Here is a 25,975-nt window from a genome sequence, read left to right as displayed (position 1 = left end):
CTGATGAGCAGCGCCGCTAGTGTGCCTCAGCCCAGTTCGCGCCTTGCCCTGCATCCACAACCAGCTTCACATCCAGTTTCACCGCCGGGTCCGAGGCGCCTTCCATCACGTCGCGTGCCACACCTACAACCCGGTCCACTGCGTCTTCGGCCACTTCGAACAACAATTCGTCATGCACCTGCAACAACATCTTGGCAGGCAAGCCGCCGATCGCATCCGACATTCGCACCATAGCACGCCGGATCACATCCGCCGCCGTGCCCTGAATCGGAGCATTGATCGCCGCCCGCCGCGAGAATCCAGCGTGCGGCCCCTTGGCGTTGATCTCGGGCGTGTGGATTTTCCGCCCGAACAGAGTCTGGACGTAACCATTCTCTTTCGCGAAGGCGACCGTGTCGTCCATATAGGCTCGGATACCCGGGAAACGTTCGAAATAGCGGTCAATGAACCCCTGCGCCTCGGCCCGCGGAATGCGCAGGTTCCGTGCCAATCCAAAGCCCGAGATGCCGTAGATCACACCGAAGTTGATCGCCTTGGCCTGACGACGGATATCCGGCGTCATCTCGTCGAGCGGTACGTCGAACATCTCGGATGCGGTCATTGCGTGAATGTCCAGACCGTCCGAAAACGCCTGTTTCAGAGCCGAAATATCAGCAATATGAGCCAGAATACGCAGCTCAATCTGGCTATAGTCCAGGCTGACCAACACATTGCCCGGTTCGGCAATAAACGCCTCACGAATGCGCCGTCCCTCTTCGGTCCGCACCGGAATGTTCTGCAGGTTCGGATCGGTCGAGGCCAGACGGCCCGTGTTCGCACCCGTAATCGAATAAGACGTGTGCACCCGGCCCGTATCGGGGTTGATATGGGTCTGCAATGCGTCCGTGTAGGTCGATTTCAGCTTGCTGAGTTGTCGCCAATCCAGTACCCGGCGCGGCAGTTCATGCTCGGTCGCGAGATCTTCCAGAATATCGGCCCCGGTCGAGTATTTCCCGGTCTTACCTTTCTTGCCGCCTTCCAGACCCATCTTGTCGAACAGGATCTCTCCCAGCTGCGCGGGTGAGCCGACATTGAAGTTCTCACCGGCCAGCTCGTGAATATCAGCCTCTAATCCGGCCATTTTCTGGGCAAATGCATTAGACATCCGGCTCAGCACATCACGGTCGACCTTGATGCCGTGCATCTCCATCTCGGCCAGAACAGGCACCAGCGGGCGTTCCAACGTCTCATAGACGGTTGTCACCTGAACATGGTGCAGCTGTGGTTTGAACAGCTTCCACAGGCGCAGGGTGATGTCGGCATCCTCGGCGGCATAGGCGGTCGCCTCATCAATCGGCACTTTGTCGAAGGTGATCGCCGATTTACCTGAACCCAAAAGAGGTTTGATCGGGATCGGCGTGTGGCTCAGATACCGCTCGGACAAGGTATCCATACCATGCCCATGCTCACCACCATGCATGGCGTAAGACATCAGCATGGTGTCGTCGATGGGTGCAACGTCGACACCATATCGGGCGAAGATCTTGGCGTCGTATTTCATGTTTTGCCCGATCTTCAGGATCGACGGGTCCTCGAACATCGGTTTCAGCAGGGTCAGCGCCTCTTGCAACGGCATCTGCCCTTCCGCCAGCGCGTCCGAGCCAAACAGGTCATCACTTGCGCTTTCGCGGTGGATCAGCGGGACATAGCAAGCCTCGCCTGCCTCAACACACAGAGAGATGCCAACCAACTCGGCAATCATTTCGTTCAGGCCAGTGGTTTCAGTATCCACCGCAATCCAGCCGCGCTCATACGCCTGATCAATCCACTTCTGCAGGGCGGCCGCGTCCCGCACGCATTCGTATTTCGAGCTGTCAAACGGTACCGCCTCAGCTTCGACCTCTTCAGTGGCAGGCGCGGGCGCATCAGCGATCACAGGAGCCTCGGCCCCCAGCTTGTCTGCGATGCGTTTGGTGAGCGTGCGAAACTCCATCTCGGCCAGAAAGCCCAAAAGGGTTTCAGGATCGGGGTCTTTCACCTCTAGATCGTCGAGACCGAAATCCAGAGGCGTGTTCTCGTCCAGCTGGACCAGTTTCTTCGACAGCTCGATCTGGTCGCGCTTTTCAATCAGGGTCTGGCGGCGCTTGGGCTGCTTGATCTCTTCCGCGCGGTCCAGCAGGCTTTCCAGATCCCCATATTCGTTGATCAGCAGGGCCGCTGTTTTAACGCCAATCCCCGGCGCGCCCGGCACGTTATCGACGCTATCCCCAGCCAAAGCCTGAACATCGACCACGCGTTCCGGACCTACACCGAATTTCTCGAGCACGCCGTCGCGATCGATGCGCTTGTTCTTCATCGCGTCCAGCATTTCCACGCCGCCGCCAACCAGCTGCATCAGGTCCTTGTCGGAACTCACGATGGTCACGCGACCACCCGCATCGCGCGCTTGCACAGCGAGGGTGGCGATGATGTCGTCAGCCTCATAACCTTCCAGCTCTTTGCAGGCGATGTTGAACGCCTTCGTTGCCTCGCGGGTCAGGGGCATCTGCGGGCGCAGATCCTCGGGCATCGCCTCGCGGTTGGCTTTATACAGGTCATACAGATCGTTGCGGAACGTGTGCGATCCCTTATCGAAGATCACCGCCACGTGGGTGGGCGCGTCAGGCCCGGCGTTTCCTTCGACATACTTCTGCAGCATGTTGCAGAACCCTGAAACAGCACCAATCGGTAGTCCGTCCGATTTTCGCGTCAGCGGAGGCAGCGCGTGATAAGCCCGAAAAATAAAGGCCGAGCCGTCGATCAGATGCAGGTGACAGCCTTTTCCGAATTCGCTCTTGCTCATGGTGCCCTGCCTTCTTGGATCGTCGTCATGTTCAGTCTGCACGTTTTATCGGCCATCGCGCCCGCAACCGCAATCGCTCTTGTCGCCTCGGCTACCCTGGCGGGGCTTAAACTGCCCGCAATCTGCGCGCCAAATCAGGGTAACCCATCCAGTTGATCTTTGCTTGTCCGGGCGACAGAGGAATTTTCTTCACCGACCGCGCCATAGGATGGGGCGAAGGAACATATGCGGGCCGGACAAGCGCGAATTTTGGCTGTCATGGAGAGTGGCGGGCCCAAGGAAGTTTGGGATTCGGAAAAGCCACACTTGAATGTGACAACGGGCTGACTGGAAGAGCCTTCTTTACATACGAGCCCCCGGAAACCGGCACCGCCAGCGGAATTGGCCGCCTCAGCACCGGGGAGATATTTCATGTGTGGTTTGGCACCAAGTCGATTAGTTCCTGATCAACAAGTATGGCGATGTCGACGCTGGTACGCTTTGTCAGAATTTCGCCAAACCCGGTGCCTGGCGCGCAATCAGGCCTGCTCTGAACCCTTCAGAACATATTTGCAGTCGCAATAGGGGCACTCGACCCAACCGGCATCTTCGGGGATCTGCAACCAGACGCGGGGATGGCCCAATGCGCCTTCGCCGCCATCACAGGCGACACGGGCGGTTTCGACGATCTTGGTTTCCGGCGCTTTGATGGTCACGGCTGGCGATCCTTCTTCGGTTGTCGGCCTCGCGGGCATGTATTAGGTGCGTTTATGAGCGATGAGCAAACCGGGGGCAAGAGCCACATGAGCGATGCGGCAATCAGGATCGAAGGGCTGCGCAAGACCTATCGCGGCAGCAAGGGTCAACCTGAGAAGCACGCGCTGAAAGGCATCGACCTGACTGTTCCCAGGGGCTCGGTTTTCGGGTTGCTGGGTCCGAACGGCGCCGGGAAGTCAACCCTGATCAATATTCTGGCCGGGCTGGTGGTGAAATCCTCGGGCCGCGTGTCGATCTGGGGCTTCGATCAAGATCAGAATCCGCGACAGTCCCGTGCCGCGATAGGTGTTATGCCGCAAGAGCTGAACCTGGATCCATTCTTCACGCCGCGCGGCGCGTTGGAGGTTCAGGCAGGCCTGTACGGTGTCCCGAAATCCGAGCGCCGCAGCGATGAAATCCTTGAGCTGGTCGGTCTCAGCGACAAGGCCGAGGCCTATGCCCGCACTCTGTCGGGTGGAATGCGGCGGCGCCTATTGCTGGCCAAGGCGCTGGTACATCATCCGAAAGTTCTGGTTCTGGACGAACCCACCGCTGGCGTCGATATCGAACTACGCCAGATGCTCTGGACCAATGTCCGCAAGCTGAACGAACAGGGAATGACCATCATCCTGACCACCCATTATCTGGAAGAAGCGCAGGAGATGTGCGACGAAATCGCCATCATCAATCAGGGTGAAAAGATCGCGCAAGACAGCACCGCCAACCTGCTGAGCCGCATGGATAGCCGGACCATGGTGATTATCCCAGACAGCCCCGTCTCGGACCTGCCCGTGGCTGAGGGTGTCGAGGCCACGCTGAACGAAGATGGCAATCTGATCCTGCGGTATCGTAGCGCGCAGACCAGCGCCGAGCAGGTTCTGGAATCCGTCCGTCAGGCGGGCATCCGCATCCGCGACGTCCGCACCGAAGAAGCGGATCTGGAGGACATCTTTCTGGCCCTCACCTCGGCACAGGCGGACACCCCGGCAGACGATCAGGATCAGCCGCGCCGGGGCATGCACAGGGTCAGGCTTTAGGCCCGGTCGATTCTCGCCTGATAGCAATTGTTCCGGGATGAACGGACGTGAATATAGCTCACGTCCGCACGAGCAAAGATGTCGCTGACCTTTGCTTCAATCCGATTGATGGGCGTTATCGCACCGGTGCCATAGACGATCCGATCATCCGGTCCGTATCCCTTAATCAGATAATCCGGGGATGAGGTCAGAATCTCGGGCAGCGCGTCTCCCTCATACCGCTCACATGGCGCGGCGCAAAGAAAGATCGGGCCGGTTTCGGCGTGCGGATGTGTCTCTAAGAAGGGTCGATGTGCCAATATCAACATCTCGTCGCCCTCGGGTATGTTCTGTAGACAGTGGCGGCAAGGGTTGCCTGCCCCTTTTGAGACAACACGTTCCGGCGTAGCGCCATAGGCATCCGGGCCACCGGCCTGAAGGGCACGTACATCTTCGGTGGATAAGGCAGTGATCTTGAACATCTCGGGTCTCCTGTTTTGCCCTGAACATGCCCGCCACCCCACATTCAGGCGACCCGTTTCATGCGCAATGGCGTAAAGGACTCGAAAAAGAACAAAACGTGAATATACTATGGAATCGCCATGTATGCCGAACTGTCGATCACGTCGAATTTCACCTTCCTCACCGGGGCTTCGCACCCCGAGGAGTATATGGAGCGTGCCGTTACCCTGGGCCTCCCCGCCATTGCGATTGCCGATGACAACTCGGTCGCCGGAATCGTCCGCGCCCACACCCAAGGGCGCGAGATTGCCCGCAAGGTCCGCGAACGGCTGGAGTGGGAGGCGCAGAACACCCTGATCGGCCCGCCCTGCCCCGATCACATTCCGAAACCACCGTCTTACCCTATCCACGCGATACCGCGGCTGATCCCGGCAGCGCGGCTGATTTTTACTGACGCACCCACTGTCACCGCCCTGCCCCTGAACCGGCAAGGCTGGGCCAACCTGTGCCGCATCCTGTCCACAGGTCGCCTGCGCGCTGAAAAAGGCGACTGTATCCTGCACCTGTCCGACCTGCTGGAGTTTTCCGACGGCCTCCACCTGCTGCTCTGGCCACAGACGGCCCGGTCTACGGGCGGCGCGGACGCATGGCGGACACAGGCGTACCAACTGACGCGCCGCTTTGACGGGCGGATGCATCTGTTGATGCATCCCCGGTATGATGGTGCAGATAGCGCATATTTCTCTTTATTAGAGACTGAATTTAAGCAACTTGGCATCCCTACCCTTGCCAGTGCGACACCGATGATGCACCACGGCACGCGTCGCAAACTGGGTGATGTGCTGACCGCCATCCGCCTGCGCCGCAAGGTAGACGAGTTGGGCCGAAACGCATTGGCCAATGGCGAACAACGTCTGCGGTCCGAAACCGAGATGCTGCGCATCTTCAAAGGTCACGAAGGGGCCGTTGCCCGCGCCCATGAACTCAGTGAACAACTCACATTCTCGCTCGACGAATTGCGCTATGAATATCCCAGCGAAGGCAGCGAGCAGGAAACTCCGAGCCAACGCCTGCATCGTCTGGCGCATGAGGGGTTGAAGTGGCGCTATCCGGCGGGTGCGTCGGAAAAGGCGCAAAACATGCTGGCGCATGAACTCACCCTGATCGGCAAGCTGAAATACGAACCCTACTTCCTGACCGTCCGCGACATCGTCCATTTCGCCCGATCGCGCGGCATCCTGTGCCAGGGGCGCGGCTCGGCGGCCAACTCTGTCGTCTGTTTCTGCCTCGGCATCACCGAGGTCAGCCCCGAAATGGGCACGATGGTTTTTGAGCGCTTCGTGTCCGAGGCGCGCGATGAACCACCCGATATCGATGTCGACTTCGAACATGAACGCCGCGAGGAGGTGATCCAGCACATCTATGACCGCTATGGCCGGGAACGCGCGGGCCTCTGCGCCACGGTCGTCCATTATCGCGGCAAACGCGCCATCCGTGAGGTCGGGCGCGCCATGGGCCTGACCGAAGACACCATCTCGGCTTTGTCCTCTCAGCTCTGGGGCTTCTTTTCAGCCGCGGGTCTTGAGGCCGAACGGATGCGTGAAATCGGCCTCGACCCCGAGGATCGCCGCTTGAAACAGACTCTAACATTGGTATATGAGATCGACGGCTTCCCCCGCCACCTGTCCCAGCACGTAGGCGGCTTCATCATCACCGAGGGGCGTTTGGACGAGCTTGTCCCCATTGAAAACGCCACCATGGAGGACCGAACGGTCATCTGCTGGGACAAGGATGACATCGACTCGCTGGGCATCCTGAAGGTTGATGTTCTGAGCCTTGGCATGCTCACTTGCATCCGCAAAGCGTTTAACCTGATCGATCAGCACCACCGGACCAGCTATACGCTGGCCACCCTGCCGCCCGAGGACTCGACGGTCTATGACATGCTGTGCAAGGCGGACAGCGTCGGTGTGTTTCAGGTGGAGAGCCGGGCCCAGATGAACTTTCTGCCCCGGATGCGACCGCGCAATTTCTATGATCTGGTGATCGAGGTTGCCATCATCCGCCCAGGTCCCATTCAGGGCGACATGGTCCACCCCTATATCCGCCGCCGGAACGGAGAGGAGGAGGTCAGCTTCCCCTCGGACGCGTTGGGCGAGGTGCTGGGCAAAACGCTAGGTGTGCCGCTGTTTCAGGAACAGGCGATGCAGATCGCCATTGTCGGCGCAGGGTTTACTCCGGAACAGGCGGACCGGCTGCGGCGGTCTTTGGCGACGTTCAAGAAGCATGGGTCCGTCAGCGAATTCCGCGCGCTATTCCTGCGCGGCATGAAGCGCAACGGGTATGAACAGGACTTCGCCGAACGCTGTTTTTCCCAGATCGAAGGCTTCGGTTCTTACGGTTTCCCCGAAAGCCACGCGGCCAGCTTTGCGCTGCTGGTCTATGCCTCGGCCTGGATCAAATGCTACCATCCGGGCATCTTCGCCTGCGCGCTGCTGAACTCGCAGCCGATGGGGTTCTATGCGCCCGCCCAGATCGTGCGGGATGCGCGGGAACACGGAGTGCAGATCCGCCCGGTCTGCATCAATGCCAGCTTCTGGGATAATGTGATGGAACCCGACGGTCAGGGCGGGCTGGCCCTGCGGTTAGGATTTCGCCAGATTAAGGGGCTGAGTGAAGAGGATGCCAGTTGGCTGACCGCCGCGCGGGGCAATGGCTACCATCAGGTGGATGACGTGTGGCGTAGGGCAGGACTAGGGCCGTCAGTGATCGAGCGGCTGGCCGAGGCCGACGCCTTCGCCGTCTGCGACCTGACCCGGCGCGAGGCTTTGTGGCAGGCCAAGGCGATTGCCACCGCCAAACCCTTGCCGCTGTTCTCTCAGGATCTGGAAGGCGAAGCGCTGGATGAACCCGAAGCCTATCTGCCCCAGATGACATTGGGCGAGCAGGTGGTCGAGGATTACGTCGCCACCCGCCTCAGTCTCAAGGCACATCCGGTGGCTTTGCTACGGCACCTGCTGACGCCCGGGCAGCGCGACAAAACCACGCCTGTCGCCTGACGCCTGAACCGGGTATCCGCCCAGAACAGAGTCGAAATCAGGCCCAAAATGACCAGACCAACCCTGCCTCCGCGCTTTCCCGCGACGCCAGACCAGATCAACGCACAGGTCAGCGCGTTTTACGCCCGTGTGCGCGAGGACGCGATACTGGGGCCGGTCTTCAACAAACATGTCGACGACTGGCCCGCGCATGAGGAAAAGATCGCCGCCTTCTGGCGCAACGCCATCCTGTACGAGCGCAGCTATGACGGCAATCCCCAACGCGTGCACATCGAACGGCCCGATGTGAAACCCGAATTCTTCGCCCACTGGCTGGACCTGTTCGAAGAGGTCGCGACCCAGACCCTGCCTTCCGAAACCGCTACGCCATGGGTGGCTTTGGCCCGGCGGATTGGCGTGGGGATGAAGGCCGGTGTGCAATCGGCGCGCCAACCCAAGGACGCCCCGCCGATCCTGCAATGATCTCAGATCATGGCAGCTTTGTCATGTTAGCGATAAAATTGGGGCTATTCGCGCATACAAAATAAGGGTAAGCAACAAAAAAAGACAGCCGGGAACTCCGCCCGCGCTGCTATGGCATGTCGCCACCACACCAACATTGACCGAGGCCACATCGATGAGCGCTCAAAACACCACCCTACGGGGGCTTGGCTTTGCATTTCTGGGCTTTGCGGTCTTTGCCAGCCACGATGCCTTGATCAAAGTGCTGGGCGGGACCTATTCGGTGATGCAGATCATCTTTTTTGCCACACTCTTCTCCTTTGTACCGATGGCCGTCACGATCCTGACCGACCGGGCAACGGGCAACTTCATGCCACGCCACCCCTGGCTGGTGCTGTTGCGATCCGGATTGATGGTCACAGGCATGTCCTGCGCGTTTTATGCGTTTTCGGTCCTGCCACTGGCCGAGGTCTATTCACTTTTGTTTTCATTCCCGCTGATCGTTACAGTCCTGTCAATCCCGATACTGGGTGAGGTAGTCCGCGCTCAGCGCTGGGCGGCAGTAGGCGTCGGCCTGATCGGTGTCCTGATCGTTCTGCGCCCCGGCGCAACGGATATCACGCTAGGCCATCTGGCTGCGCTGACGGCCGCCTTCTGCAGCGCCTTTGCCTCGGTTCTGGTGCGCAAGATCGGAAATGAGGAACGATCGGCCGTCCTGATCCTCTACCCGATGCTGCTGGCTATTGTTGTGATGAGCCTCGCCCAACCGGCCGTGTATCAGCCGCCGTCCCTGTTGCATCTGGCTATGATGGCACTGGTGGGCGTATTCTCTGTTATCGCCCAGCACCTGATCATTCTGGCTTATCGGGCTGCGCCTGCCGGTGTTGTCGCCCCCAGCCAGTACAGCCAGATCATCTGGGCGACGCTGTTTGGCATGATCTTCTTCGGCGAACGCCCGGATGGCTGGGTCGCTGTTGGGGCAAGCGTTATCATCGCATCGGGCGTTTTTGTGGTCTGGCGTGAGAGCCGGGCGAACACGTCGTCGGCCAACACCCCTGTTTTGCGCGTGAGATCGCCGCGGTCAGATACCGGGGCCACAAGGCCGGGAAAGTAGTTCCAAAAAAACGGCGCACCACTCAGCGCGCCGTTGTCGAAAAACCTCGGTATAGAGTCTTAGTATACTACGACTGAGCGAATGCTTTCGCCCTTATGCATCAGGTCGAAGCCGTGATTGATGTCGTCCAGGCCCATGGTGTGGGTGATCATCGGATCGATCTCGATCTTGCCGTCCATGTACCAGTCGACGATCTTGGGCACGTCAGTCCGGCCCCGCGCGCCGCCGAACGCGGTGCCGCGCCACGACCGGCCGGTGACCAGCTGGAACGGACGGGTCGAGATCTCGGCCCCTGCGGGCGCCACGCCGATGATGATGCTCTCACCCCAGCCTTTATGCGCCGACTCAAGGGCTGCGCGCATTACGCCGACATTGCCGGTGGCGTCAAAAGTGTAATCCGCACCGCCCTTGGTCAGGTTGACCAGATAAGGCACCAGATCACCTTCTACCTCAGTCGGGTTGACGAAATCGGTCATGCCGAACTTGGTCGCCATCTCAACCTTTGACGGGTTGAGGTCGACACCGACGATTTGGTCCGCGCCAGCCAGACGCAGACCCTGAATGACGTTCAGGCCAATACCACCCAGTCCGAATACGATGGCGCGGCTGCCGATCTCGACCTTGGCGGTGTTGATCACCGCGCCGATGCCGGTGGTCACGCCGCAGCCGATATAGCAGATCTTGTCGAAGGGCGCGTCTTCGCGCACCTTGGCCAGCGCGATCTCGGGCAGGACCGTATGGTTGGCGAAGGTCGAGCAGCCCATGTAGTGCAGGATCGGATCACCATCCAGCGTCGAGAACCGAGACGTCCCGTCGGGCATCAGCCCTTGCCCTTGGGTTTCTCGGATCGCCTGACACAGGTTGGTTTTGGGGTGTAGGCAATATTCACACTCGCGACATTCGGGTGTGTAAAGGGGAATGACATGATCACCCGGCTTCAGGCTGGTCACGCCCGGACCAACCTCGACCACCACGCCCGCACCTTCATGGCCCAGAATGGCCGGGAACAGGCCTTCGGGATCGGCGCCCGACAGGGTAAATTCATCGGTATGGCAGATGCCGGTGGCCTTGATTTCGACCAGAACCTCGCCCGCCTTGGGTCCTTCAAGGTTCACATCCATCACTTCCAAAGGTTTGCCCGCCTGAACGGCGACGGCGGCACGGGTACGCATGGTGCTTATCTCCCTGTCACTTTTGCCCCGACCCTGCGTCAATTACAGGGTGTTTTCAACTGTGCTTTCATGGCAGGTTGGCTAATTGTTTGATATTGCAGAAACGACATTGCCAGAATGAGGAACGCCAATGCACCGATTTTTGCCGACCCTGGTCCTATTAGCGGCCTGCGCTGAAACTGCGCCCGCGCCCGAAGACGCCTCGCTGCCGCCTGAGCCCGCCCCGGTAGATCTGGCCTTTTGTCTGGGCGAAGATTTTGCCGATACCATTGGCCAGCCGGTTTCGACCATTCAGGCGAACCTGCCTGAGCGGTCGCGTGTGCTGGGACCGGATGACATCGCCACGCAGGACTACCGCATCGACCGGCTGAACGTGTACGTGAATGGAGACGGGGTCATTCAGCGACTGACCTGTGGATAAGGACGGACTCGACTCAGGTGCTGATTCTCAACTAAGAACAAAATGAGAACATCGTGATGTCTGCCAATGCCCAAACGCCGAATACTTTCGCTATGGTTCCCCCGTCTGGGGGCTGAACGGATGATCCGCGCTGCGCGGGGCCTGCATTCCGGACCTTTGGCCGTGGTGACCGAACAATCGAACATGCAGGTCGTCACCTCATTGAATACCGAAGCTCAGGACGCTGGTTTGCGTGTGGGGCAACCGGTGCGCGACGCCCATGCCATGTGTGCGGCCCTGATCACCCGTCCCCGCAACGCCCCGGCCGAGGCCGCGTTTCTGACCGCATTGCGCCGCTGGGCAGGCAAGTTCAGCCCTTGGGTCGCTGAGGAAACCCCGGACGGGCTGATCGTCGATCTGTCGGGCTGCGCGCATCTGTTCGGCGGCGAAGAGGCGTTGCTGAGCGTGCTTGAAGCCGACTGCGCCGATATGGGCCTCAGCGTGCAGATGGGCATCGCCGACACACTGGGCGCGGCCTGGGCTTTGGCCCGCTATGCGGGGCAAGAGGCCACCTCGGACCGCAATGGCGACGCCATCAGCCAAGAGGCCCGCGCCACCCGCGCCCGGGCGGGCAAGCGACAACACTGGACCAAGGGCGGTGCCGCGCCGCAGGTGATGGCGGTGGGCGGTGGCGCGCGGATTGCCGCGCCGGGTCAGTCTTACGGCGCGCTCAGCCCCCTGCCCATTGCGGCGCTGCGGTTGGAAGATCAGGTTGTCGTGCAGCTGAACCGCCTGGGCCTGCGCCGGATCGGCGATCTGCTGGGCCAGCCGCGTGCCAGTTTGGCGCGGCGGTTCGGGCGCGGGCTGGTGTTGCGTCTGGATCAGGCCATGGGCAGCGCGCCCGAGCCTGTCTCGCCCGCCCGCCCGCCACATCACTTTGCGGTGCGGATGACTTTGCCCAATCCGATTGGTCTGATCGAGGACGTGATGGCCGCGATCGATCGGGTTCTACCGACACTTTGCACCAAGCTGGAAGAAAAGGCGCGCGGGGTCCGCACACTGCGCCTAGAAGCCCATCGCGCCGATCAGGCTGCTGAGGTTATCGAGGTCGGCCTGGCCCGTCCGACTCATGACAAACACCGCATTCGCCCCTTGTTAGAGATGAAAATCGACAAGATCGACGCGGGTTACGGCATCGACATGCTCCGGCTTGAGGCGATCCAGACCGAACCCATCCATGCCCGCACCATCGCCGGCCATGCCGAGGCGCGCCGCGTGGCCCGCGAGAGGCTGAACGGCAATACTGGCGTCGAGGATTTGATCGGCAAGCTGGGCGCGCGGGTGGGGCTGGAGGCGATCACACGGCATCATCCGGCGGCCTCTCATATCCCCGAGAAAACGGCGCAAACGCTGGCAGCCGCATGGTCGGAACCCGCGCGCCACTGGCCGGCCCCGCCGCGCCCCCGCCCTTTGCAGATGTGGCAGCCCGAGCCGGTGATGGCCCCGGAAACCCCGGATGTGCCCGGCGCCTTTCGCTGGCGCGGACGGGACTGGCAACTGGCGCAGGCCACCGGCCCGGAACGCATCGCGCCGGAATGGTGGCTGGACGATCCCAACTGGCGCAGCGGCGTGCGTGATTACTGGGTGGTGGTGACGCAACAGGGGGAACGTCTGTGGCTGTTCTACGGGCATGGAGGGTCCATGTCCGCAGGCTGGTTCTGTCAGGGACAGTTTTGTTAGAGTCTATTTTCCACGATACACCAGCAGATCCGGCAGATAGTCAATCAGACGGATAAACCACGAAAACGGCGCAGGGAAATCAGTGCGGAAACGGCGACGCGACATCGCCCTGACCACGCGATCCGCCGCATCCTCGGGCGTCATCAGCATCGGCATCTTGAAACTGTTCTTTTCGGTCAGTCGAGTCTTGATGAAACCGGGATTGACGATACGCACTGTCACGCCCGTACCCGCCAGATCGTGCCGCATCGTCTCGGCCAATGAAATCAAGGCCGCCTTGCTGGCTCCATACCCGATGGCTCCAGGCAGCCCGTGATATCCGGCCAGCGACCCGATCAGCGTAATCTCTCCCTGACCCGCCAGGACGAAGTCAGGAACGGTTTCACCCAGAACCCGCAAGGCGCCCAGATAGTTCACATCGCTTATCCTGAGCGACGCCTCCGTATCCCACTCGGCCGAGCGTATCGGGTCGTACGCGCCGGCATTGTAGACCAGCCCATCGACCTGACCCACCTCAGCAACAGCACCACGAACAGAGTCTAAATTGGTTACATCACACCGGATCGCATACGCATTCGGCAATTCGGAACAAATCTCGGACAACCGCTCCATATTGCGCGCGGACAGGATCAGGTGAGCCCCCTGTCGGCTGAGCGCCTGCGCCAAGGCGCGACCCAAACCTTCGCTTGCGCCGATGATCCAAAAAGTTCTTCCGTCAAAGCTGCTCATAAAAGGGCCGTTTCACTTGTGTTTCACAATAATACGGCCTCGCATCCGCGTCGGATCAAAACGGTAGCGCAATTCACGGGAGCTGTAACCAGAAGTCACAAGGTAGTGCATCTGTTAAAAATCTCTAATCGGATTGATCCACCTGCGCCTACCCTGCGTATCCCATTGTAGAATGTCGCTTAACGAGGCTGGAATGTTCGACGAAACCCGGGGTGTACGTAAGAAAATCGCGATTGTAGGTGCAGGCATTTCGGGTCTTTCTGCCGCTTACTATCTTTCAGAAACCAACGATGTGACGGTCTATGAGGCGGAACCACGACTAGGTGGCCACGCCCGCACGGTGATAGCTGGAAAGGATGGGGATCAACCTGTCGATACCGGGTTCATCGTCTTCAATTACGTAACCTATCCTTACCTGACCCGGCTTTTTGATGAGTTGGGTGTACCTGTGGTCGAAAGCGAAATGAGCTTTGGCGCGACAATCGACAACGGCCGCATCGAATACGGTCTTAACAACCTACGCACACTGACCGCTCAAAAGCGAAATCTGGCGCGGCCGGCATATTATAAGATGATTGCCGACATCCTGCGCTTCGGCAAAGAAGCCCCTGAAGCCGCGAAAAACGACGACACCACGATTGGTGAGTTGGTAGACCAGCTGCGTCTGGGTCATTGGTTCCGGTACAACTATCTGATGCCCATGTGCGGTGCCATCTGGTCCACTCCGGTCGAGTTCGTGGATCAGTTCCCGGCCCGTTCGCTGGTACAGTTCTTCCGTAACCATGCCCTGTTGGCCAGTGGCCGCGCAAATCAGCATCAATGGTACACGGTCAAAGGCGGCAGCATCGAATATGTTCGCCGGATCGACGCCGCCCTGCGCGCGCGCGGTGCTGAAATTCGACTGGCCAGCCCCGTTCTGAACGTATCCCGAAACGAGATGGGTGTGACCATCCACAGCCAGGGTATGGTAGATCAGTTTGACGAAATCATCCTGGCCACCCACTCGGATCAGTCTCTTTCCATTTTGGGTGGGGGCGCGACCCCCGCAGAAACCGCGGCGCTGGGCGCAATCCGTTATCAGCCCAACACGGCAATACTGCACTGTGACCCACGCCAAATGCCGAAACGGCGCGCGTGCTGGTCCAGCTGGACCTATCGCTCGCAAGCCGGAGATGTGGGCGTGACCTATTGGATGAACCGGCTTCAGAACATCCCGGACAGCGACCCGCTGTTCGTAACGCTGAACGCCTCATCAGAAATTCCCGCGGATAAAATCTATGATCAGGTCGAATTTGCCCACCCGGTATTCGACAAATCCGCCCTGAAAGCGCAAGGGCAAATCCGCGAGATGCAGGGCCAGAACCGAACCTGGTTTGCCGGTGCTTACAACCGGCACGGATTTCACGAAGACGGGATAGCCAGCGCAGTGCATGTCGTCGCGCAGATCAATGGCGCCCCGCAAACCATCGGAGCTGACAATGGCATTCTTGGGAAAGACCCGGCCATCCCTGTTGCGGCCGAATAATGGGATTTGGCGCACGGCATTGATGACACTGTCTTTGCTGGCCCCCACGGGGTTGGCGGCTTCGCCAGTGACCGAAAAGCTGAACGATGCGCAACTGCGCGGAACCGCGACTTTCCGGTATCTGGGTCTGCCGATCTATGACGCCAAACTTTACACAACCAAAGGTGCGCCATTCAGTTGGAGTGAAGATATCGGCCTGCAACTGACCTATCGCAAAAACATCAAGAAGAGGGCGCTGGTCAACTCGACGCTCGATGAGATGGATCGCATCGGACGTTCAGCGCCCGTTCGCAACCAATTGAACGTATGCTTCAAAGCCGTCACCAAAGGCGACAGCTATCTGGCGGTTTCTGACGGTCCCGACGAGGTCAGTTTCTGGCTGAACGGGCGAAAGACCTGCACCATGTCCTATCCGGGTATCAAACGCAGCTTCATGTCCGTATTTCTGGGGGACAATACGCGGTCCGCGTCTTTCACTCAAAAACTACAGGGTCGGTGATGCTCTATCCCCGGGTCAGCCTCTATGCGCTGATGCTCGCTGCGGCGGGTATTCCGCTTTATATCCACCTGCCGCGCTTTGCGGCGGTGAATCTGGGCATCGGACTGGGGGTCATTGGTACCGGGTTGCTGGTGATCCGTATGGTGGATCTGGTGCAAGACCCGCTGATCGGTTGGGCGATTGACAGATGGCCCGGCGGCCAGCTTGCTTTTGCAGCCATGGCCGCACTCGGTCTTGCCGTTGGTTTCCCTGTGCTTTTCAGCTTGCCGCAGGGCGCGAGTATTCTGACGCTGGTCGCTGTTCTGATCTTGCTGTTCTCTGCATACAGCCTCGGGACCATTCTTCTGTATGGCCGTAGCGCAACTTTGGCGAAACGTACCGATCCGAATGAGCTGATGACACTGGCTGCCTATCGTGAGGGTGGGCAACTGACCGGAGTCGTTATCGCGGCCAGCGCCCCGGCCCTTCTGGTGGCCTTCGGAGCGCAGGCCCAAGGCTATCCCGCGTTTGGGGTCTTCTTGGGGCTGCTATCCGTTCTGACCCTGGTGCTGACCGTCCCGATTTGGCGGCGCATACCGATTACTGGAACGGGTTTATCTTTTTCGGGCCTCGGCCGGGCCGGAGGCGTGCACCTTCTCGCACTGGCCTTGGTCAACAGCCTGCCTGTAGCCATCACCTCAACCTTGTTTCTGTTCTTTGTCGAAGATCGGCTGCAATTGCCGGGCAAAGCAGGCCCTTTGTTGATCCTCTTCTTCCTGAGCGCAGGTGCAAGCGTGCCGCTCTGGGCGAAGCTCAGCAACCGGATTGGTCCGAAACAGACTCTGATAATCGCCATGCCGCTCTCGATCGCAGGCTTTATTGGCGCGGCGACACTGAGTGCAGGAAACCTTACCGGGTTTGCTGTAATCTGCCTCGCCTCGGGCGCTGCTCTGGGTGCGGATATGGTTGTTTTGCCCGCCATGTTTTCGGTCGTCCTGACACGGGCCGGGCTGAATGCGTCCACCGCGTTTGGCATCTGGTCCTTTGCAGGCAAGCTGGGCCTCGCCCTGGCAGCTTTCTTCACCCTGCCGCTGCTGGAACGCAGTGGCTTCACCCCTGGTCAAACCAATTCCGCACAAGCGCTGGGTACACTCAACCTTGCTTATGCGGTGCTGCCCTGCATTCTGAAACTCGGCGCGTTTGGAATGGTTTTGACCCTGCCTACCGAGGCCACGAACAAATGAACGTTGTCGCCATCATCCTGCTGGTCCTACTGATCGCAGTATTCGTCCGCGCCCGACTGCTGAGCTTTCGCGCGCAATCTCCGTCCGACTACAGCGGAACCGGACCGACCTTTTCACTGAAAGAGCAATTGAACGGGGAAATCCTGTCCGAGGGCTTGATCTATGGCCCAAACGGCAAGATGTCGAACAGCTTTGTCGCGCGCATGGTTGGAAAGTGGAACGGCAACTCGGGCACGCTGTCCGAAGATTTCACTTATTCCAACGGCAAGCAGATGACCCGCAAGTGGTATCTGACACTGGGAACCGGCAATACGTTCACTGCGATTGCGGATGATATCGTCGGCGAGGGTCGGGGGATCATGTCAGGATCAACCGTCAAACTGACCTATCGGATCATCCTGCCTGAAGACGCTGGGGGACATACGCTGGATGTAACCGACTGGATGTATCTGACCGAACATGGCGTCATCATGAACCGATCCGAGATGCGCAAATTCGGCGTCAAGGTCGCTGAACTTGTCGCCACGATGCGCCCAACCCCGAAAACAAAACCGATCAATGTAAGTAGCTCAAACGGGTATGACGCAGCTTCAGTAGGAAAACCACTGCAATGATCGCCGTTCGCTCCCTGATCGCCTGCATTGCTATCGCCAGCTTTGCGCTTCTGGCGGCCTGCTCCAGCAAACCGAAGGTACCGGAAACCTTTCTATCCGATCGGCAGTTGAACCTCGAGGGATTTTTCGAAGGTAAAACCGTGGCCTATGGTCAGTTTCAGGATGTTCTGGGGAACATCCCCCGCAGATTCACAGTCGATATCGACGGGACCTGGGACGGCGAAACCCTGACGCTGGTCGAAGACTTCCTATATGATGATGGCGTCACCGAGCAACGCATCTGGACACTGACCAAGACCGGAGAAGATACATGGACCGGTTCTGCGCCGGGCGTGCTGGGCGCCGCAAGCGGGATCGAACGCGGGGATACGTTCAACTGGAAATACAAGATCGACCTGCCGACTAAGGAAGGAACATTGCGCGTCACGTTCGACGACTGGATGTGGCTGCTGGATGACGACCGACTTCTGAACCGCGCGTATGTCTCACGCTATGGCCTACGTCTCGGTGAAGTTATCCTGTTTTTCGAGAAGAAATAGATTCGCCAAGCCCAACTTCGTTACGAAAATCAGTAGAAGATAAATTCGTCGATCGATATTTGCGTCGATCCTTTGGCCTCACCGGCCATGTTCCCCTTTGCACCTTCCGAGGCCGCTGCCTCAGGACGGTCACCGCCTTCGATTTTCAAACGCGCGCGCTCTATCTGTCCCCACAGGAAAAACAGACCATCCCGTTTTCCCATGAGTTGCGAAGGAACCCTTGTCCGCAAAGCACGTGTGTTTGCCTGTGGCATCTGCTCTCTTACTGCCTCCGGTGTTTTCCACCATTTTCGGAAAACCTAATGGTTTTTCCTTAAAAAGACAATTTTTTATGGACAAAACAAGATTTTCAACCATCCGTTGATAGTGCCCACTCACAGCTCCCGCAGCGCTAGCGGTCGGTGCCACCTGCCCAGTACGTACAACGCCCCGCGTCTGGAGGAACGCGGGGCGTATGACGCGACAGTCCGGGAGGAGAAGACTGCCGCAAGGATAATCAGAAGCCTCAGTTCACGGCTTTAGCGTCAACCACATCCTTCTCGATGGCCTTGGCCGAGGTGATCTCGATCCGGCGCGGTTTCAGGGCCTCGGGAACCTCGCGCTTCAGTTCGATGTTCAGCATACCGTTTTCGTGGCTCGCGCCGGTGACGCGGACATGGTCCGCCAGTGCAAACCGACGCTCGAATGCACGGGTTGCAATGCCACGGTGCAGATAGCTGCGTTCCTTGTCCTCGGCTGCTTTCTTACCAGCCACGACCAGAGAATTCTCTTTCACCTCTACGGTCAGGTCGTTTTCAGAAAAACCGGCAACTGCCACCGAAATTCGGTAGGTGTCGACATCGGTTTTTTCGATGTTGTAGGGTGGATAGCTTGGCTGAGCCCCATCATTGGTCAGAACGCGATCCATCATGTCGGCGATCTGGTCAAAACCAATGGTGGCGCGGTGCAGCGGTGCAAAATCAAATGTACGCATGTGTCGTATCCTCATCCTTGAGCGATTTACGATAAGTGCCCTCCGACTGGACGGGCGATTACAGGTACCGGACCCCGTTGTGGCGATCCGATACACATCACATGGGTAGCAATTTAGCCGAGTTCAACCCCCGCCAGAGTTGATGAATTTCGCCCCCGATCCTGACTTGCCGGAACCGACCTGCAATCGGCGGATCGAAGCCTTGGGTTGAGGTGCGTCGCGCCGCATGATGGTCTTGAGCTCGGCGACAATCCCGTCAAGCTCCATGCCGAACCCCACCTTTCTGCGTCCATTCGTGCCCACCGCCGAAACCACCGACAAGATCTGCCAGCGCGAGCCGTTTCTGGCCAGAATAGCAGAGCCGGAGGACCCGAAAGTGATATCGCAGTCAAAGGTGATCAAACCCTGCCTGCGGTCGATGATACGGCACGACCGTTCCCGCGTGATTGCCTCGGACCGTCCTCGCCCATATGAGGCAATGCTGATCTCATTGCCCGGAACACGGCCGCTGTGCAGCGCGAAGGGGTCGGCAATTGAATAAGGGATTGGCTGATTCAGTCGCATCAGAGCCACATCCATCTGGACACCTTCGTGCGAAAGCGGGTTTTGGGACCCATAGCTGGGATGAACGGCAATTTGCGTCACCTGACGTTCAGCCAATGCGTTACCGTTGCTGAGGCCTGCGCGAAACGTGATGTCTTCGGGCGCATATGTTTTTCCGGTACGGCGGTCCACGGCGCAATGGGCAGCGGTCAGTACCATGTCCTGCGCGATCAACGTGCCGGTGCAATACGAGGCGTCGCGGACATCCAACCGTCCGATCGCCTCCCAACCATAAAGGTCATCCCGGTCCGTCAGCTTGCGCTTGTTGGCTTGCGCATGGGACGCTGTCGCCAGAATGCTCAGGCCCAAAAGCAGGCTCCAGAAGACTCTAATCATGGCCGAATGAACCTTGCGCCTATGTTCTTGTTCGATCCCGATCCGGACGTAGAAAGCCCAAATCCACGCCCCGCAGAAAGCTCGTCTCGCAGCAATTGCAGCGAATGCTCAACAGCGGTCCCAATGGCAACGCTCTGGCCGTCCATACTGGCCTTGGCCGCAACCACCGAAACGATCTGCGGGCGTGTCCCCGCGAAAGAAAAAACCGGGGCCCCCGAGGATCCGAAATCGACGTCGCAGGACATGATCATGATCCCGGCCTGCCTGTTCATGACCGAACAGACCTGTTGTAGCGACGGAGCTTCTGACCGGTCATGCGCATAAGACACAACGCCCACTTCCGCGCCGCGTTTGGGCTGATCTCCCGACTCAAATGGAATGACCGCGGTATTGCGGATCGGCTGCCAGAGCTCAATCAAGGCAACATCCGCGCTTACCCGGTCGGTCGTTGAATCAGAGCTGAACTGGTAGTCAGGATGGATCACGGCTTGCCGAGCCGATCTGTAAGCCAAAGCACGTCCCAGACGCCACCCGGCCAGAAACTCGATATCCGACGGATTGATACGTTGTCCGGATACTTTGTCGAACAGACAATGCGCAGCCGTCAGCACCAGGGTCGGCGACACCAGTGTCCCGGTGCAAAATCCTTTGCCTGCGATGTCCAGACGTCCAACGGCCATCCATTCGCGCCCGGAATCTGAAGTCTCAAGGCTTTCCAGCCCAGTATCCTGCGCTGTGGCCGCCATCGGCAGCACACAGAACGCGATTGCCTTGATCCAGTTGCGCACGCGGTTCTCCGGGACTCACTCTGAAGTTTTTGTCCTACGTGCCGCGTTGGGCGAAAATAGGGCGATCAAGCCATGAGGGAATTTCCCGAGCAAATGATGCGCGTTGGCATCAGCATGACTCACCGCAATACGGGAACCAGGTTACCTGTTCTATGTAAGGCTGGCGGCTTTGGCCCGCCCGTCGCCCAGTCCAGCAACTCTACCGTGTGAACGACCGGTAGTTCCGTACCAGAACCGATCTGCATCATGCACCCGATATTTCCGGCAGCGACGATGTCTGGATATTTCGCCTCCAGAGCTCTGACTTTTCGCTGTTTCAACTGGCCCGATATTTGTGGCTGCATCAAGTTATAGGTACCTGCGCTGCCGCAGCACAAATGACTGTCTGCGGGTTCGACAACCGTGAAACCCGCGTGTTTCAGCAAGTCTTTGGGGTAGGTTTTGATCTTCTGCCCATGCTGCAACGAGCAGGCCGCATGGTAGGCGACGGTCAGGTTTTGGTTGCCCCCCTCTGGCAGGTCCAATTTGATCAGGAGTTCGCTGATATCCATGGCGATTGCAGACACACGCGCCGCATCTTCGGCAAGGGGATCGTTGCGAAACATATGTCCGTAATCCTTCACCGTGGTGCCGCAGCCGGAGGTGTTGATGACAATGGCATCCAACCCATCGCCGTCCATTTCATTCACCCACGCCCCGATATTGGCCGCTGCGGCTGAATGGCTTTCATCGGTTTTGCCCATGTGATGGGTCAAAGCTCCGCAACACCCGGTGCCTTCTGCAACGACAACTTCACATCCCAATCGGGTCAGCAAGCGGATCGTGGCATCGTTGATATCGGTGTTCAGCGCCTTTTGCGCGCATCCCGTCATCAGAGCCACCCGTTTTTTCTGTTCTCCCTTGGCTGCAAAGCTTTGCGGATCATCGTTACGACTGACCGCAGGGATTTGCTTGGGCGCCATGTCCAGCATCGCGCGCAGCCGGGCATCCGGCATCAGGAACCGGAACGGACGACCCAGTTTTGCCCCGAGCAGCGCCCACCGAAACCGCATCGGATAGGGGAGAATTCGCGCCAACACCCAACGCAACAAACGATCTGTCAGGGGGCGCTTGCAATTGGCCTCGATATACTCTCGGGCATGATCCACCAGATGCATGTAATGCACGCCTGACGGACAGGTGGTCATGCACGCCAGGCAGGACAGGCATCGGTCAATGTGCTTGACCGTCTTTTCGTCCGGCACACGCTCGTTTTCCAGCATGTCCTTGATCAGATAGATACGCCCACGCGGGCTGTCGAGCTCATCTCCCAGTACCTGATATGTGGGGCAAGTGGCCGTACAAAACCCGCAATGGACGCAGTTGCGCAGAATCTCGTTCGAGCGCCGGATTGCCGGGTCCTGCAGTTGCTTTTCCGTGAATGTCGTCTGCATTGCCCTATCCCATCAGTCCCGGGTTGAACAAACCTCGGGGGTCAAAATTCGCACGTAAACCTCTTGTTAGAGCCGATATCGTCGCAGATTCTGGCTGAAACCGCCCCAGTTTTCTGACAATTGCGTCGTCGGAACGTACCAAGGTAGCGTGACCTGAGAAATCGCCAAGTCGAGCCCGCACATCCGTGCCATCTGGGACCCGCAGCCAAATCAGCCCGCCGCCCCAATCAAACAACGTTTGATCGGCCTCGACACGCGCGGACACTTCAGCCGCGTCACCGGGTTTGACTGACAGCCGCCAGACGTCCCCACCTTGCCCCCGGAACGGATGAACGTCACGGATTCTGGCCCAAAGAGCCGGGGCCTCTCCTTCGTCCGTGACCTCTCCGAAACCTGACAGTTCGGCAGTCAACCGGCTGATCCGATACGCAACTGAATCCTCGAATCCCTCGACTCTAAGCAGGGTTTTTCCATCCGCCGGGTCATAGGCGGCGCCGGTCACTTCGAAGGGTGACTTCAACGCGGTAGAAAGAACCTTTACGGCGCTCGCTGCGTCCCGAACGGCAACCGACAGGGTCGCCATGCTTTCTGGCTTGGGTAGTACCTTCAGCGACACCTCGGTGAGGATACCCAATGTGCCCCAGGACCCGCCCATCAGTTTGACCAGATCATAGCCGGTAACGTTTTTCATCACGCGACCGCCATTCTTGATCACCTGCCCGCGTCCGTCGACGAAACGCACACCTAGGAGGAAATCCCGGCATGCACCGACCTGAATCCGCCTCGGGCCTGAGATGTTGGCAGCCACAACACCCCCAATTGTTGGGTCACCCTGAGTTTCAAGCAAACTCCGGTGATCCATCGGCTCGAAAGCCAGTTGCTGGCCTTCTGCCTCCAGCGCAGCTTCAACCTCTGCCAATGGCGTCCCTGCCTTGGCGACCAGGGTTAGCGCCCCGGGTTCATAAAGCGAAATGCCACGCAGTGCTCCGGATTCGATCTTCGTCGCGCCGCCTGTGATGCCACGCGTGCCGCCACCGACGATACAAACAGGGTCTTTCAACCCGGCCACCAAGTCGGCCAGTTCAGATTCTGATTCAGGTTTCATGGCAAAATCCGTTATTAGAGCCTTTTACTCGGCAGCAATCTGCGCGTGGCGACGGGTTTCCGAAACGTTCAGTGGAAACACCTTGGCAGGGTTCAGCAGCCATTTGGGGTCAAAAACGTCCTTGACCGCCATCTGCGCTTCAAGATCGGCAGGCGCATATTGATGCGACATGAGATCCCTCTTCTCGATACCCACGCCGTGCTCACCGGTCAGACAACCGCCTTCGTCCACGCATAGTTTCAGAATTTCGGCCCCGAATGCCTCGCATTTTTCCAGATCACCCGGTTTGTTGGCATCGAAAAGGATCAGCGGATGCATGTTCCCATCCCCTGCGTGAAAAACGTTCCCGACAGGCAGACCGAATTCTTCACTCAATTCGCCGATACGGCGCAGCACCGTTGGCAAGGCCGACACCGGGATCGTACCGTCAAGGCACATGTAGTCGTTCAACTGCCCCATGGCGCCGAATGCAGATTTCCGACCAAGCCATATTTTTGCGCTTTCTTCAGCTGACTGGCTTTCTCGCAGTTCGACCGGGTTGTGGCGTTTGGCGATCTCGATGATTTTCGCCAATTGATAGTCGATTTCGGCTTCTGAGCCTTCCACTTCGACAATCAGCAACGCGTGGCAATCGGGATACCCGGCATGGGCGAAGTTCTCACAGGCCTTGATACACAACGTATCCATGAACTCAATCGCAACCGGTAATATGCCGGATTTGATAATGTCAGAGACACATTGGCCCGCAACTTCGTTGTCATCGAACCCCATCAGGACTGGCCGTGCGCCCTCAGGCTTGCGCAGAATGCGTAAGGTGGCTTCGGTCACCACGCCCAGTTGACCCTCCGATCCACAGATGACGCCCAGCAGGTCCAGACCGGGCGCATCCAAATACGCGCCGCCTATCTCGACAACACTGCCGTCCATCATCACCATGGTCACACCCATGAGGTTGTTCGTTGTCACGCCGTATTTCAGGCAATGGGCGCCGCCGGAATTCATTGCGATATTGCCAGCAATGGCGCAGGCCAGTTGGGAGGAAGGATCGGGCGCATAAAAGAAATCTTCTTCCTCGACCGCACCGGTGACACTCAGATTGGTGCGTCCGGTCTGAACCCTGATGAAGCGGTTGTCATAGTCGACTTCCAGCACGTCATTCATCCGCGCAACGCCGAGGATTACGCAATCGGCTGTCGGCAAAGCCCCACCGGCCAGCGAAGTGCCCGCACCGCGCGGAACGACCGGTACTCCTTCCTCGTGGCAAATTTGCAAAACGTCCGAGACTTCCTGCGTGCTAGACGGCAGCACGGCCAACATCGGAGGGCATTTATACGCCGTCAGCGCATCGCACTCATAGGCTCGCGTTTCAGCCGGATCATGGATGATTGCATCCTTTGGCAGGACCCGCGACAGCCGCGCGACGACCGCGTTCTTACGGCTCAGTACATCCGGGTTTGGCTTTGGCATCTCCATGGCGGCGCCTCCTTTTGGTAAAATAATATTACCAATTTCATGGTATGGCAAGTTTTGACCTCCGGTCTTACTGTCGCGCTCATGACCTGGATCGAACGTGCCGCTCTGTTTGCCCCTTTGGACTACGCCTCACTGGCGTTGCTGCTGGTTGCCTGGCTTTGGATTGGGTGGAAGATCGAACATCCCTCGCCACAGAAACGATCCGTCGCCCTTATGATGGATGATTACCGCCGCGACTGGATGCACGAGATGGTAACACGCCAACCGCGCGTGTTCGACGCACAGGTCGTGGCCGCCATGCGGCAGGGCAGCACCTTTTTTGCCTCGACCACGATGATAGCCATCGGGGGTGGTTTGGCTTTGTTGGGCAATACCGAGCGTTTGGCTGGGGTGGCTACAGACCTTGCAATAGGCAGCGCCCCGGCGATGGTTTGGGAAATCAAGATACTTGTCGTCGTCCTGCTACTGGCCAACGCGTTTCTGAAATATGTCTGGGCGCATCGTCTCTTTGGCTATTGCGCGGTGTTGATGGCCTCGGTTCCGAACGACCCTGAAGATCCTCAAGCCTTGCCCCGGGCCGGTCAGGCAGCCGAAATCTGCGTCACCGCCGCCCGCAGCTTCAACCGTGGTCTCCGCGCCACCTATTTCGCACTTGCATCGCTGGCGTGGTTTCTTGGACCGATCGCATTGATGTTGGGCACTATGATTACATTCGGTGTCTTGTATCGTCGTGAGTTTGCATCGCATTCCCGTGCGGTCCTCATGGCCCAAACCCCGAACACAGAGACGTGATCCCCATGCGCGGCCTTAAACCTTACGTTCAAACCATGCGATATGTGATTCTCAGTGCCTTTTTGGCCGTCCCTGCCCTTGCCGACCCTCCGACAATCGAACAGGTCCGCGCCAGTGCCAATGGTGAAACTTGGCGGTTCGATGTGACGATCCGACATCCGGATACAGGCTGGGACCACTATGCTGACGGCTGGCGCGTTCTGGACATGGACGGCAATGAGCTGGGAATGCGTGTGCTGCACCATCCGCATGAGACCGAGCAACCATTTACCCGCTCGCTTGGTGGCGTGGTGATACCTGAAAGCGTTTCACAGGTGCAGATTCAGGCGCGGTGCAATGTGGATGGCTGGAACGAAGTCACCGCATTGGTTAAATTGAACTAA

General features: G+C 58.6%; 25 protein-coding genes. 13 read left to right on the top strand and 12 right to left on the bottom strand.

Going from position 1 to position 25,975, the window contains the following annotated elements; genetic code table 11:
- Nucleotides 1-16: 16 nt before the first annotated feature.
- Both polA and ACR0K5_RS15230 read right to left on the bottom strand, forming a co-directional pair.
- Nucleotides 17-2,821 carry a DNA polymerase I gene (gene polA, locus ACR0K5_RS15235; RefSeq protein ID WP_480630504.1) on the bottom strand — a complete coding sequence of 935 codons (2,805 nt, stop codon included), beginning with the start codon at nt 2,819-2,821 and terminating at the stop codon, nt 17-19.
- Nucleotides 2,822-3,339: 518 nt separating this feature from the next.
- Nucleotides 3,340-3,516 carry a zinc-finger domain-containing protein gene (locus tag ACR0K5_RS15230; protein ID WP_480630503.1) on the bottom strand — a complete coding sequence of 59 codons (177 nt, stop codon included), beginning with the start codon at nt 3,514-3,516 and terminating at the stop codon, nt 3,340-3,342.
- An 87-nt stretch (nt 3,517-3,603) separates the two neighbouring features.
- Between ACR0K5_RS15230 and ACR0K5_RS15225 the strand changes: the two genes are divergently transcribed.
- A complete protein-coding gene (locus tag ACR0K5_RS15225) occupies nt 3,604-4,593 on the top strand; it encodes an ABC transporter ATP-binding protein (RefSeq protein WP_480630640.1) in 990 nt (329 codons plus the stop codon).
- On the opposite strand, the gene ACR0K5_RS15220 is transcribed toward ACR0K5_RS15225, so the two are convergent.
- On the bottom strand, nt 4,590-5,054 hold the full coding sequence (locus ACR0K5_RS15220; RefSeq protein ID WP_480630502.1) for a DUF1203 domain-containing protein: 465 nt from the start codon (nt 5,052-5,054) through the stop codon (nt 4,590-4,592). The two genes, ACR0K5_RS15225 and ACR0K5_RS15220, sit on opposite strands and share 4 nt — an antisense overlap.
- Nucleotides 5,055-5,174: 120 nt before the next feature.
- Between ACR0K5_RS15220 and ACR0K5_RS15215 the strand changes: the two genes are divergently transcribed.
- The 3 genes from ACR0K5_RS15215 to ACR0K5_RS15205 all read left to right on the top strand — a co-directional run bounded on the left by ACR0K5_RS15215 (nt 5,175) and on the right by ACR0K5_RS15205 (nt 9,648).
- Nucleotides 5,175-8,093: an error-prone DNA polymerase gene (locus ACR0K5_RS15215; protein WP_480630501.1), complete on the top strand. Its 2,919-nt coding sequence runs from the start codon at nt 5,175-5,177 to the stop codon at nt 8,091-8,093.
- A 48-nt stretch (nt 8,094-8,141) separates the two neighbouring features.
- The gene (locus ACR0K5_RS15210) at nt 8,142-8,555 is read left to right on the top strand and encodes a group III truncated hemoglobin (RefSeq protein ID WP_480630500.1); all 414 of its coding nucleotides are present in this window, start codon (nt 8,142-8,144) and stop codon (nt 8,553-8,555) included.
- Nucleotides 8,556-8,709: 154 nt separating this feature from the next.
- Nucleotides 8,710-9,648: a DMT family transporter gene (locus tag ACR0K5_RS15205; protein ID WP_480630499.1), complete on the top strand. Its 939-nt coding sequence runs from the start codon at nt 8,710-8,712 to the stop codon at nt 9,646-9,648.
- 59 nt (nt 9,649-9,707) lie between these two features.
- Here the strand turns inward: ACR0K5_RS15205 and ACR0K5_RS15200 are convergent, their stop codons facing one another.
- Nucleotides 9,708-10,820, bottom strand: coding sequence for an S-(hydroxymethyl)glutathione dehydrogenase/class III alcohol dehydrogenase (locus ACR0K5_RS15200; RefSeq protein WP_480630498.1), 1,113 nt, complete (start codon nt 10,818-10,820; stop codon nt 9,708-9,710).
- Nucleotides 10,821-10,950: 130 nt separating this feature from the next.
- Between ACR0K5_RS15200 and ACR0K5_RS15195 the strand changes: the two genes are divergently transcribed.
- Both ACR0K5_RS15195 and ACR0K5_RS15190 read left to right on the top strand, forming a co-directional pair.
- Nucleotides 10,951-11,241, top strand: a complete 291-nt coding sequence (locus tag ACR0K5_RS15195) for an I78 family peptidase inhibitor (protein WP_480630497.1) — start codon at nt 10,951-10,953, stop codon at nt 11,239-11,241.
- Nucleotides 11,242-11,307: 66 nt separating this feature from the next.
- Nucleotides 11,308-12,960 carry a DUF6504 family protein gene (locus ACR0K5_RS15190; RefSeq protein ID WP_480630496.1) on the top strand — a complete coding sequence of 551 codons (1,653 nt, stop codon included), beginning with the start codon at nt 11,308-11,310 and terminating at the stop codon, nt 12,958-12,960.
- Between the two features lie 3 nt (nt 12,961-12,963).
- On the opposite strand, the gene ACR0K5_RS15185 is transcribed toward ACR0K5_RS15190, so the two are convergent.
- Nucleotides 12,964-13,689 (bottom strand): SDR family NAD(P)-dependent oxidoreductase, encoded by a 726-nt coding sequence (locus ACR0K5_RS15185; RefSeq protein ID WP_480630495.1) that lies wholly within the window; start codon nt 13,687-13,689, stop codon nt 12,964-12,966.
- A gap of 193 nt (nt 13,690-13,882) precedes the next feature.
- Between ACR0K5_RS15185 and ACR0K5_RS15180 the strand changes: the two genes are divergently transcribed.
- Genes ACR0K5_RS15180 through ACR0K5_RS15160 form a run of 5 tightly spaced genes read left to right on the top strand, consistent with a single transcriptional unit; the run spans nt 13,883 to nt 18,089 of the window.
- Nucleotides 13,883-15,214 (top strand): NAD(P)/FAD-dependent oxidoreductase, encoded by a 1,332-nt coding sequence (locus ACR0K5_RS15180; RefSeq protein WP_480630494.1) that lies wholly within the window; start codon nt 13,883-13,885, stop codon nt 15,212-15,214.
- A 22-nt stretch (nt 15,215-15,236) separates the two neighbouring features.
- Nucleotides 15,237-15,713, top strand: a complete 477-nt coding sequence (locus ACR0K5_RS15175; protein ID WP_480630493.1) for a hypothetical protein — start codon at nt 15,237-15,239, stop codon at nt 15,711-15,713.
- The gene (locus ACR0K5_RS15170) at nt 15,713-16,936 is read left to right on the top strand and encodes an MFS transporter (RefSeq protein ID WP_480630639.1); all 1,224 of its coding nucleotides are present in this window, start codon (nt 15,713-15,715) and stop codon (nt 16,934-16,936) included. The genes ACR0K5_RS15175 and ACR0K5_RS15170 overlap by 1 nt, the downstream gene beginning before the upstream one ends.
- Nucleotides 16,933-17,550, top strand: coding sequence for a DUF3833 domain-containing protein (locus ACR0K5_RS15165; protein ID WP_480630492.1), 618 nt, complete (start codon nt 16,933-16,935; stop codon nt 17,548-17,550). Before ACR0K5_RS15170 ends, ACR0K5_RS15165 begins: the two co-directional genes overlap by 4 nt.
- On the top strand, nt 17,547-18,089 hold the full coding sequence (locus ACR0K5_RS15160; protein ID WP_480630491.1) for a DUF3833 family protein: 543 nt from the start codon (nt 17,547-17,549) through the stop codon (nt 18,087-18,089). Before ACR0K5_RS15165 ends, ACR0K5_RS15160 begins: the two co-directional genes overlap by 4 nt.
- Before the next feature lie 29 nt (nt 18,090-18,118).
- Here the strand turns inward: ACR0K5_RS15160 and ACR0K5_RS15155 are convergent, their stop codons facing one another.
- The 7 genes from ACR0K5_RS15155 to ACR0K5_RS15125 all read right to left on the bottom strand — a co-directional run bounded on the left by ACR0K5_RS15155 (nt 18,119) and on the right by ACR0K5_RS15125 (nt 24,800).
- Nucleotides 18,119-18,343: a hypothetical protein gene (locus ACR0K5_RS15155; RefSeq protein ID WP_480630490.1), complete on the bottom strand. Its 225-nt coding sequence runs from the start codon at nt 18,341-18,343 to the stop codon at nt 18,119-18,121.
- Between the two features lie 251 nt (nt 18,344-18,594).
- Complete coding sequence (locus ACR0K5_RS15150) at nt 18,595-19,062, bottom strand: Hsp20 family protein (protein WP_480630489.1); 468 nt, start codon at nt 19,060-19,062, stop codon at nt 18,595-18,597.
- 123 nt (nt 19,063-19,185) lie between these two features.
- Nucleotides 19,186-20,001: a trypsin-like serine peptidase gene (locus tag ACR0K5_RS15145; protein ID WP_480630488.1), complete on the bottom strand. Its 816-nt coding sequence runs from the start codon at nt 19,999-20,001 to the stop codon at nt 19,186-19,188.
- Complete coding sequence (locus tag ACR0K5_RS15140) at nt 19,998-20,789, bottom strand: trypsin-like serine peptidase (protein ID WP_480630487.1); 792 nt, start codon at nt 20,787-20,789, stop codon at nt 19,998-20,000. Before ACR0K5_RS15140 ends, ACR0K5_RS15145 begins: the two co-directional genes overlap by 4 nt.
- A 119-nt stretch (nt 20,790-20,908) precedes the next feature.
- A complete protein-coding gene (glcF, locus tag ACR0K5_RS15135; RefSeq protein ID WP_480630486.1) occupies nt 20,909-22,222 on the bottom strand; it encodes a glycolate oxidase subunit GlcF in 1,314 nt (437 codons plus the stop codon).
- A gap of 4 nt (nt 22,223-22,226) precedes the next feature.
- Nucleotides 22,227-23,327, bottom strand: a complete 1,101-nt coding sequence (gene glcE, locus ACR0K5_RS15130) for a glycolate oxidase subunit GlcE (RefSeq protein WP_480630485.1) — start codon at nt 23,325-23,327, stop codon at nt 22,227-22,229.
- Nucleotides 23,328-23,351: 24 nt separating this feature from the next.
- On the bottom strand, nt 23,352-24,800 hold the full coding sequence (locus ACR0K5_RS15125; RefSeq protein WP_480630484.1) for an FAD-linked oxidase C-terminal domain-containing protein: 1,449 nt from the start codon (nt 24,798-24,800) through the stop codon (nt 23,352-23,354).
- A gap of 81 nt (nt 24,801-24,881) precedes the next feature.
- On the opposite strand from ACR0K5_RS15125, the gene ACR0K5_RS15120 reads away from it, so the two are divergent.
- Both ACR0K5_RS15120 and ACR0K5_RS15115 read left to right on the top strand, forming a co-directional pair.
- A complete protein-coding gene (locus ACR0K5_RS15120; RefSeq protein WP_480630638.1) occupies nt 24,882-25,592 on the top strand; it encodes a DUF599 domain-containing protein in 711 nt (236 codons plus the stop codon).
- Between the two features lie 5 nt (nt 25,593-25,597).
- Nucleotides 25,598-25,975 (top strand): hypothetical protein, encoded by a 378-nt coding sequence (locus tag ACR0K5_RS15115; RefSeq protein WP_480630483.1) that lies wholly within the window; start codon nt 25,598-25,600, stop codon nt 25,973-25,975.

The organism is Ruegeria sp. AB9 (assembly GCF_056542585.1).
This window is presented reverse-complemented; position numbering and strand designations above follow the sequence as displayed.